General features: G+C 59.2%; 5 protein-coding genes. 2 read left to right on the forward strand and 3 right to left on the reverse strand.

The window, feature by feature from the left end; all coding sequences use genetic code 11:
* Nucleotides 1–53: 53 nt before the first annotated feature.
* The 3 genes from HNQ38_RS05615 to HNQ38_RS05625 all read right to left on the reverse strand — a co-directional run bounded on the left by HNQ38_RS05615 (nucleotide 54) and on the right by HNQ38_RS05625 (nucleotide 7,668).
* The gene (locus HNQ38_RS05615) at nucleotides 54–635 is read right to left on the reverse strand and encodes a GNAT family N-acetyltransferase (protein WP_221277832.1); all 582 of its coding nucleotides are present in this window, start codon (nucleotides 633–635) and stop codon (nucleotides 54–56) included.
* A gap of 284 nt (nucleotides 636–919) precedes the next feature.
* Nucleotides 920–5,608: a translocation/assembly module TamB domain-containing protein gene (locus HNQ38_RS05620; protein WP_183718450.1), complete on the reverse strand. Its 4,689-nt coding sequence runs from the start codon at nucleotides 5,606–5,608 to the stop codon at nucleotides 920–922.
* Nucleotides 5,608–7,668: an autotransporter assembly complex protein TamA gene (locus HNQ38_RS05625; protein ID WP_183718451.1), complete on the reverse strand. Its 2,061-nt coding sequence runs from the start codon at nucleotides 7,666–7,668 to the stop codon at nucleotides 5,608–5,610. The genes HNQ38_RS05620 and HNQ38_RS05625 overlap by 1 nt, the downstream gene beginning before the upstream one ends.
* Before the next feature lie 207 nt (nucleotides 7,669–7,875).
* Between HNQ38_RS05625 and HNQ38_RS05630 the strand changes: the two genes are divergently transcribed.
* The gene (locus HNQ38_RS05630; protein WP_183718452.1) at nucleotides 7,876–8,223 is read left to right on the forward strand and encodes a DsrE family protein; all 348 of its coding nucleotides are present in this window, start codon (nucleotides 7,876–7,878) and stop codon (nucleotides 8,221–8,223) included.
* 176 nt (nucleotides 8,224–8,399) lie between these two features.
* Nucleotides 8,400–9,230: a hydroxyethylthiazole kinase gene (gene thiM / locus HNQ38_RS05635; protein ID WP_183718453.1), complete on the forward strand. Its 831-nt coding sequence runs from the start codon at nucleotides 8,400–8,402 to the stop codon at nucleotides 9,228–9,230.
* Nucleotides 9,231–9,687 lie beyond the last annotated feature (457 nt).

The raw sequence follows: 9,687 nt of genomic DNA on the forward strand, positions 1-9,687 counted from the left end.
ATGGTTCTGCCGCCTTAAACTGTAACAGGATGAATCTTTCGCGCTGAAAAGCTCTATGGCTGCCGCCATGCCATATGCAAGAGGGGGTACGGGCGGCCCTGCCCGTCCACAGGGGAACGGCCTGTCACCGCAAAGCCCATGCGTGCGTAAAAGGCCAAGGCGGCGGGGTTTTGCTCATTAACATCAAGTGTCAGTGTTGCAACTTCTGCAATGGCCCGCTTTTGCGTAAGGGCAAGAAGCGTCTTGCCGATGCCGTGGCCAAAAAATTCCGGTTCTACAAAAAGCATTTCTATCTGCGGCCAGTTGAAACCCATAAAGCCCACTGGCCGGGGAAAATCAGCCGACGGTTTTGCGTCTTTTCCGGTTTTCACACTGTCCGTTCCCGGCGTGGGGGCGTCTGCCATTTCTGCGGTGGACTGCCCGTATTCTGCCAGCCACAATTCTTCCACTCCCGGCAAATATTCTTGCAGCAGGGCGGTATAAAGCTCATCCACCGCCAAGGGCGTGAGAAAATGGTGCGTTGCCAGCACGCTGCGCTTCCAAAGATCGGCAAGAGCGGCGTGGTCTGTTGCCAGGGCACGGCGTAAGTGCAGGGTTGCGCCTGCGGGTATTGATGTATGGTCGTTTGGTTTCATGTTCGTCTGTTTGAAAATAGGGTAAAATTGGTACCTTGCTCTTAGAGCAGATTAACTTTGAAATGCATTACATTTCAAAGTTGTCATTCTGCCGAAAAATGTGATTTTCGGCAGAATCCATACCGTGTTGCGGCGCGCTGCATTCCCGTACCGCGTTGAAGCGTGTAAATTTCAACAATACAATGCTCCAACCAGGTCGCGGGCCAAGGGCCGCTGTCAAAAATGCAGTTCAGCGTGGTGATGCATCAGGCGCAAATACGCGTGGTGATGGAGTATTGAAGGCTCTAGTAGTTGTATTTCCAGCGTATGCCGCCCCAGGTGCTCTGTTGCTCCGAGCGCAACTCAAGGCTGGTGCGAGGCGTGACTTCAAGCTGAATGATAAAGGCTGTGCTGCCTTGTTTCATGCCTTGCTGCACACCGACGTAGATAATGTCTGTAATGTACTTGCCCATTTCCACCGAGGTGCCCGCCCCCATGCCTTCATCGCCGGACTGATCCCCGGAGCTTTGTCCTGTGGGAGAATTCAGGCGAAGCACGTCAACGCCCAAGGCCTTGCGGGTCATATCAAAAATGCCGCCCTCACTTGACCCGAAGCCTGCCAATTGGGCCACTGCTCCGGCAAGCCGCAGGTTTTCCAGCCGCCCCAGTTCATTGGTGCTTTTGCCAAAAAGAATCTGGGCCAGAATTTCGTCTCTGGGCAGTTCCGGTTCGCTGCTCAGGGACAGCTTCATTTTGCGCACTGTGCCCGATATGGTCACATAAGAGGTAAGATTGGGAGTCTCGTTGGCAAGTTTGATGTCCAGCAGGGGATTGCTCAGCGCGCCCCCGGCAAAGGTAATGGTGCCGCGTGACAGCTTGAATATCTTGGTCAAAAAGTCAAAGCTGCCTTTGACTGCCGTGACCTGCCCCGTGACCTGCGGATCTTCCGGCGTGCCGGAGATCAGAATATCGGCCTTCCATTCGCTGGAAAGCCCGTGGCCTTCAACGATAAAGCGGCCCGGAATCACAATATTCAGGTTCAGGCTGCCCTGTGCAACGGGTTTTTCAGGCGCGGCAACCTGAGAGGCCTGAGAAACGGCAGGGGCCTCACTGATGGGCAGGGTAGTGACGCTGCCACCCACAGCCAGCTTGTTGAGCTGTATAAGCCCCTGATTGACGACGATTTTTCCGTTGACGTGCGGGGCAGCGGCGCTGCCGGTCACTCCTGCTTCTCCTGAAAGTTCGATGCGAATGTCGCGGCGGCTCAGGGGGCGCAGATGGTCTATGGTGGTTTTGATGTCCAGCTTGCTGCCGTCAAGATTGGCGAATCCCGCTACCCGCAGTTTGCCGCCAAGACCACCGGAGGCGTCCAGTTCCAGCCGGGCAATGCCGGGCAGGCCGCCCTGCTTTTTGCCTGAACTGCCTTTACGGCCTTCTTCAAGATTGAGGCGCAGGTTGATATTGGTCAGCAGCACGCCTTGTAGCAAATTTTCATACTTGCCCTTGTCTACCACCACAGAACCCTTGGCAGACGGGGCTGTCAGGGTTCCACCCAAATCCACGGCCACGTCCACATTACCCGCAAAGCGCTGGTCGGCCACAGGCAGCAAAGTCCAGAGAGGCCCTGCGGCTCCCTTCCAGCGTACCTGCCCGCGCAGGGGGCCCTGCATATTGGGCTCTGGCAGGCCGTCTTTACCGAAAAGCAGGGGCAGCCGTACTTCAAGCCGTGCTTCGCTGCCGCCCAGCGCCTGAATGCTTTCCTTGTCCATCTCAAGCCGGGCCACAAGGCTGCCACTGGAACCGCCGCTGGCTTCAATGCGGCCCGCCAGCCCCAGGTTCAGGGGCTTCAGGGGGCTACCGGGTATGCGCAACTGGCGCACGCCAAGGCGAAAATCGCCACCGGGCCGTGCAGGAGTGCCTGTAAGGCGGGCGCGTGCCTCCACCGTGCCTTCCGGCAGCGCAGGCACAAATTTTTTCCACGGGGTAAGGGCGAGCCCTTCAAGATCCAGGCGAACGTCAAGCTTGTCTTGCCCAAGGGCCGCCTGCGCACGCAGCCTGCCGCCGGGAACCATGCGAATGTCCAGCCCGGCCAGATCAAGGCCGGAATCTGCGTAGCGCAGGGTTGCTCCCGGTATTGCCTTGAATCCAAGGTCGCGGCCACTCAAATGGGCCTCAAGCCTTTGCACCTGCACCAGGCCCGGCTGCCAGCGGGCGTTGACATGCGCTGCCACAGAGCCGCTTGTTTCCACACTGGCGTCAAGCGGGCCGTTAAGAGCGCCGCTTGCACGCACCCTGGCCCCAAGGTTCAGGTCGCCCTGGCGCACGCTGGCAAGGTCAAGCCGTGCGGCCAGATTGCCAGCGCCAAAAATATCCTTGAGCGTCACTTCTCCAACAAGTCCTTGCAACGTAAGGGGAGCACCGGAACCCGTGCTGTAGCTCAGGCGCGGCACGCTCCAACGCAGTTCGGCTTTCTGGCTGTAGCGTTGCGCGGGCTTTGCCGCTGCCGCATCGGCAGAAGCGGGAGCTTCAGTATCGGAGGGCGCAGGCGTGGCAGACGCGTTTTCATTCTCCGCCTGTGTGCCCGAAGCGGACGTATTTTGTCCGTTCTGGTCATTTTGCGCGGCGGCACTGGTTTCTTTTACCGTCACGGGCACGCGGTCGGCTTTCAGCTCAAGGCTCAGGGCAGCTTCACCGTCAAGGCGCGCGCCCGGTACCAAGGTAGAAAGAGCCGCCCAGTTGGCCACACGCATATCAAGTTTGCCATCGCACGCGGGCATGGACCCTGGGGGCAGGCTTGCCGCCAGTTGCCCCGCAGCCTCAAGCCCAAGTGCGCTAAGACGCAGTTTGCGCAGGCCTGCCTGTAAAATATTGTCTTCGCCGCGGCCCGCGAAAATCTGGCTTTCAAGGCTCAGGGGCTCATTGTCCCACTTGCCGCTCACGTCCAGCTGGGCTGTAAGTTGCGGTTTTTTTGCCGGGGCATCTTTTTGAGGCGCAGCGTCTTCAACCAGTGTGGCACTGGATGATTCCGCCCCGGTGGCGCTTGCAGCTACAGAAGGTGTGCTGCTGGCTGGCGCAGAGTTATTTTCGTGGTCTTCAACCACAAGCAGCACTTCACCCCAGTTCAGCGGTGTTGCGCCAAGGTTCAGCATAAGCTGTTCAAGTTTGTGCGCGCCCATGCGCAGGTCGGCGCATTCTGCCCTCAAGTTGATGTCTGGAGCCTCCAGCGGCCCGGTAGCGGTAAGGAGCACCGAGGCTGGAGCGGCCAGCATGTCCAGCGGATTGGCGCTTTCTTCTGAAGCTGCGCTTTGTCCGCTTGGCGGAGGCATATTTTTGCTGGCAGCAAGGTTGATCTGCGCGTTCACAAACACCGGCCCGGAAAGCCAGGATTTCTGCCCGGCTACAGGCCGAAGCGTCGTCGGCAATGCAGGCGCGGGGTGCGCGGAGTCTGTGGCGGGCGGAACAGGGTGGTCTTGCCAGATCGCGTGTCCTTTCAGGGACAGCGGCCCTGCCTCGAGGGCAAATCCGGATAGGCCCATGCGGGCGGCGCTGGCCTGTGCTTCTGGGCCATCTGCCAAAGGGGGATTTTCCAAAGCGTCTATTTGGCATTCAAAGACCAGAGAAAGCCGTGCGCCTTCACCGATGAGCGTTGCCAGCGGGCCAGCGGACGTGCTTGTCGCCGCAACCTTGTCTGGAGCGCGCCCCCCGGTAGGGACGGGAGCAGCGGATACTCCTGTTTGCGCTGGCTCCACGAGGTTGGCAGATTCTTCAACCTTGGCTCTACTGTCGGATTGTGGCGCATCACCGGGTAAGGCTTGGCTGGCCGTTTTTTGGGCAGAACCTGCTGGCAGAACGTTGACTTCGAGCGTGCTGGACGCGGCCAGCACTACGCGAGAAGACGTATCTGTTTCGTTGCGCCGGGGGACAATTTTTACTTCAAGACGCGCTTCAATTCCGCCGCTTTGTGCGCCGGGCAGCGGCAGGGGAGCGTTACCCAGGGCAGAAGCCGCCAGTACAGCCTTGAGGCCGCCGCCCGTGCTTCCGGCTTTGAGGCTGGCGTCAAAGTTTGCCAGAAAATAGCTGTCCGCTGGCAGGGAAGAAGCAGCTGAAGAACTGCTGTTCGCCGTATCCGTGGCATCGGCTGCCTCTACGGGCGCACTCGAAGCCTCTGCCTTGAGGGCGGTGCTTTCGGCGTCAGGGGTGCCGTCTTTCTTCGCCTCTTCGCCGTCAGCGGATTTTTTTTCATCTGCGTTCTTTGCAGCGCCAGTTGGTGCAACGCCGCCAAGCAGGGATTCGGGAAGCTGCGCGTCCACAACAGCCAGACGGTCAAGCTGCACATCAGGCAGCCAGCCGGGCAGACCATTGAGGGTCCGCACGGCCTGCCCCAGAACTGTTCGTAAAGAGGCTTCCGTCATTGGTGGAGAGGGCGGCGCAGGAGGCGATGGGGGGAGATCCGGCAGGCGCAGCAGGCGTGGTTCACGGCTGGTCAGCTCGGCAATGCGCAAACGCCCCGGCAGGGCGGCCCAATCCCATATAAAGGTATTCTGCGGCGCTTCGAGCCACAGGCCTTGAGGGTCGGACAATTCAAGCCCCACCTCAGCCGTGAACGGCAATGAACCGGAAAGTTTGGTCAGGCGTATGTGCAGCCCGCTTTCTGCCGCCGAGGCTGCCAGAGTTGCGTTGATTTCATCCTTGAGCCATGCCTGTACGCTTTCACTGCGCAGGGCCAGCAGCACGCCAGCCAGAAAAAGCAGCAACACAAGCAGCAGCAAGGCCAGACCCCGCCACAGCACAGACCAGATGCGGGCGGCGCGTCCCCGTGTTTTTTGGCCTTTGCCCGGCCACTTGCCGCCCCCATTGGATGCAGACGCCGCACCAGTGCCGGATACGCCGGAAGCTGAAGCTTCAGGCGTGGCCGAAGCTGAACCTGCGGCCTCGGCCTTAAAGCCGCCCGCAGTGAGATCAGTTTGTCCAGGCTTTGTTGAAGCGCTTGTCATCAGAAAGACTGCCCTATGCTCACATAGATTTGTACAGGGGGATCGCCGTCGCGCGGTTGCAAGGGGGTACCGATGTCCAGCCGCAGCGGGCCAATGGGGGTATAGTAGCGCAGGCCTATGCCCGTACCCCAGTTCATATCGCCGATGATGCGGGGCACTTCGTCCCTGTAGACCATACCGCCGTCAAGGAAGGGCACCAGACCTATATCGTCAGTAATTTTATAGCGCGCTTCAAGGCTGATTTCCTGAAAAGATCGCCCGCCAAGGGGATCGCCATTTTTGTCTTCCGGCCCGACGGATTGGTAGGGATAGCCGCGCACAGAGCCAGCGCCGCCCGCGTAGTAGCGCAGGCTGCCGGGAATATTGCGCAAAGCCGCGCCCGACATGGCCCCGGCTTCAACCCTGCCCGCCAGAACGAGTTTGTCGTCAGGCCGCCCGTCTTTGCGAAAAGGCGCGTAATAGCCGCTGGCTTCCAGCGACCCGGCCATGACCGTGAAGCTTTCGCCATAAAACCCGGAGTAGGGGTTGGCCTTGAGGACAATTTCCGAACCGCTTGTAGGATTGAGTATGTTGTTTCGGCTGTCGCGCCGCACGCTGGCCTTGGGGCCCGCGTAGCCGTAAAACTGTTCGGACTTGTCGTTTTCCTTGATGGAGCCGCTTTGGCCTCCGGCTCCGATGCTGGCCCACCACAATCGCGAAACGCGCCGTTCAAGCGCGGCGGAGGCACTGCCTGCCGTGCTTTTGTAAGCTTCTGTATTTTCGCGCAGGGCTGAGGCCGACGCCAAAAGGCGCTGCTCACGCACAAGGAAGGCCGGTTTTTCAAAGGCAGCCTTGATACCCTGCACTTGTGTGGCAATGGGCGCGCTGACAACGAGCTTTTCGCCATTGTCAAAAAGATTGCGGTGCTCCCAAAAGCCTTCCACGCCAAGGCCTGTGTCCGTGTCATAGCGGGCGCTGCCGCCCACGGACCGGAAGGGCAGCTCTGCCACCGTGACTTCCAGCGGCAGCACGGGCACGCCGTCCTTGCTCTTGGTGGGGGCGCCGTTTATGGCAGTGGCGTTCTTTTGGGCCAGCGCCTCTTCCTGCGGGCGTATTTCTACAGAACGAAAAAGCCCCAGCCCTCGCAGGTGGTTGGCGTAATCATCCATAAGCTCATCGTCCCAGGGTTCCTCACCGGGAACCCAGGGGGCGAGCCTTTGCAAGTACGAAGAATTGACGCCCTGATTGCCCTTTACGTCCACGCTGCCCATAAGGGCAGGAGGCCCGGTTTTTACAATAATATCGGCATTGACCTGGCGCTTTTCGGGGTCAAGGGTATAGCGGGACTGGGCGACTTCGGCCAGAGGGTAGCCCTGGGTGCGCAGTTTTTCGGGCAGCGCTGCAACCGCGTTCAGCAGCGTATCGGCCACAACGGGTTGCCCCACTGTGACTCCCGGCACGCTTGCGGGAAAGGAAGGCGGCGGCATGGTTTTGGTTTCCAGCCCCCAAAAGCCCACTTCACGCTCGCGCGTTTTGAAATAGCCGGGAACGTCGGGCGGTGGTTCATAATTCACATCAGCGCGGCCCAGCGTATAACGCGGCCCGGCCGTAAGGGTGAGGGTAACGCGAACGGGCTTGGCTTCTTCATCAAGGCTGAAACCCGCAGTTCCCTCATAATAGCATTGGGAGTGCAAAAGTCTGACGGCTGTTTCCACGTCGGCGCGGGCACGGCGTTCCAGAGCAAGCATGCTGTCGGGCGGTTCGTTGGCGAGTTGCTCCAGCTGGCTTACAGACTTCATTCTGCCTTCAAGAGAAGACGGGCCGTCCTTGACCTTGATGCGCAGGGTATAGGGTACCGGATCGCCGCGCCATGCGGCTTCAAGGGACTCCTGCTCCTGCTGTTCGTGGGGATCTTCAACTTTTGCAGACAGCAGACCACAGCCGGAAAGTTGCAGCAGCAACAGCAGCGCGACAAGACAGCGAAGCGGTGCAAACCACGGGCCTGCGTGCCCGCCGAAAGGGTTTCCGGCATGGCGGGTTCGGGCAGACCGCGAGAATTTTGTGCTGAATACACTGCGCATACGGCACAATACGCCGCTTGGAGATTCTTAGCAAGAAACATTCGCATATAATAATCTGTTTTATCAGCAATGCTGGCTGCCTACGGCTGCCTGGGCCGCCTGCCGCTTGGCAAAATCACACGGCCCTGCTACTACTGAGCCGTGCACGGCGTTGCCTGAGCGCGCCGCCGTTAAGCACTTTTCGGCTGCACCTTTAGGAGAATGGACATGAACTACGATCTCTGCCTGCACATAGACAGCAAGGAACCAGCCATTTTAAAATTGGTTCTGATGAATGCGGCCAACTACATCAAGGCACTGCCCGGCGAACGTTTTCAGCTTGTTGTTGTGGCCAACGGCCCTTCCGCCGTCCAGTTCCACAAAAGCAATGAAGAGTTTCGGGCAATTGCCGCCCCCCTTCAGGAACAAGGGTTGCGCATTGCAATTTGCGCCAATGCCCTGGCCAACAGTAATATGACGCGCGACGACATCTGGCCGGGCTGCGACGTAGTGCCTGCTGGTCTTGTGGAGATTGTGCGTCTGCAACGCGAAGGCTTTGCTTACATAAAGCCTTAACACATATCGGCCCCGGCAGGGGCCGTTTCAGTTCTGGACAGGTCTATATATTGCCCGTTGGGCGTGTGTGCCCCGTCTGCCTCAGGCAGGCCGTGCGGTATGCAGTTTGTAATGTTTTTCGTCCATGCAGGAGCCGCCACTGGCGAACTTCCGGCTATGGCCGGAAGGAGAAGAGCATGAAAGTTTTTGCAGATATTTTGGATACCGTACGGCGCTGTGGTCCCGTGGTGCACTGCATTACGAACTACGTCACGGTCAACGACTGCGCCAATATAATTCTGGCCGCTGGCGGGTCGCCCATAATGGCCGACGATGTGGCGGAAGTGGAAGATATTGTGGCCCTGTCCCAAGCCCTGGTCATCAACATAGGCACGCTCAACAGCCGCACAGTTGAAGCTATGCTTGCCGCTGGCAGACGCGCCAACAGCCTGGGGCGGCCAGTGGTGCTTGACCCTGTGGGCGCGGGGGCTTCGGCCTTGCGCAACGACACCTTGCAACGCCTGCTGCAAGAGGTGCGGTTTACGGCCATCAAGGGCAATATTTCGGAGATAGGCTTTCTGACTGGCGAAGACGCCAAAGCCAGAGGCGTAGATGCTGAAGGTGCTTCTCTTGTGACCGAGGGCAATCTGAAAGAGGCGGCCAGTATGGCCCGGCGGCTCAGTGAAAGCACGGGAGCCGTTGTCGTGGTCAGCGGAGCCATTGATATTGTGGCGCATGCTGACGGCGTATGGACAGTGCGCAACGGACATCCGCTCATGGCGCGCATCACTGGTTCCGGCTGCATGTCTGCCGCAATCATCGGTTGCTGCCTTGGTGTGCTGCCCGCAGAGGCTCCTCAGGCCTGTTTGTGCGCAGTAAGCAGTATGGGTGTTGCTGGCGAGATTGCTGCTGAAAATATGGCCAATGCTGGCGGCGGCACGGGCAGCTTCCGCGCCTTGTTGCTGGACGCAATGAGTATGCTTGACGGGCCGTTCCTGACCTGCCGGGCAGATGTGAAGTATATGTGAGGTATATGTAGTTTTGGAGTAGAGTCGACGGTGGTTTGTTTGCTTGAAGGCTGCATGAGGTTGCGGCACGGTGCTAGCATGGCGCGGCGTGATGGGTGCATGCTTACCGTAGATTGTAGTTTCGCCAGAATGATAATGCTAAACGCGAAGTGGCTTAGAATTTATTTACTCTAAGCTGCTGTAATTATACTTATTTGGCCGCCTGCGCGGCGGGCGGCAGAAGGGGCCTGTTAGGGGCTGCGCCCCTCCGAGGCCCCCTCTGCACTCCCCCCGGACCACCCCCTTGTGCTTTCCATATTCCGCCACCTGGCGAGGGCTGCGCGGCTTCTGCTGCGGGAGCTTCCTCGCGCCGCTCGGCGATCTCCCTTCGCGCCGCGCGATGCCATCAATGTGTTGGCTTTGATCCGCAAAATGAGCTTGGGCCATCGTCGGAAGGCGTGTCCTCTTGGTTTGATTG

Source organism: Desulfovibrio intestinalis (genome assembly GCF_014202345.1).
GTDB lineage: Bacteria > Desulfobacterota > Desulfovibrionia > Desulfovibrionales > Desulfovibrionaceae > Desulfovibrio > Desulfovibrio intestinalis.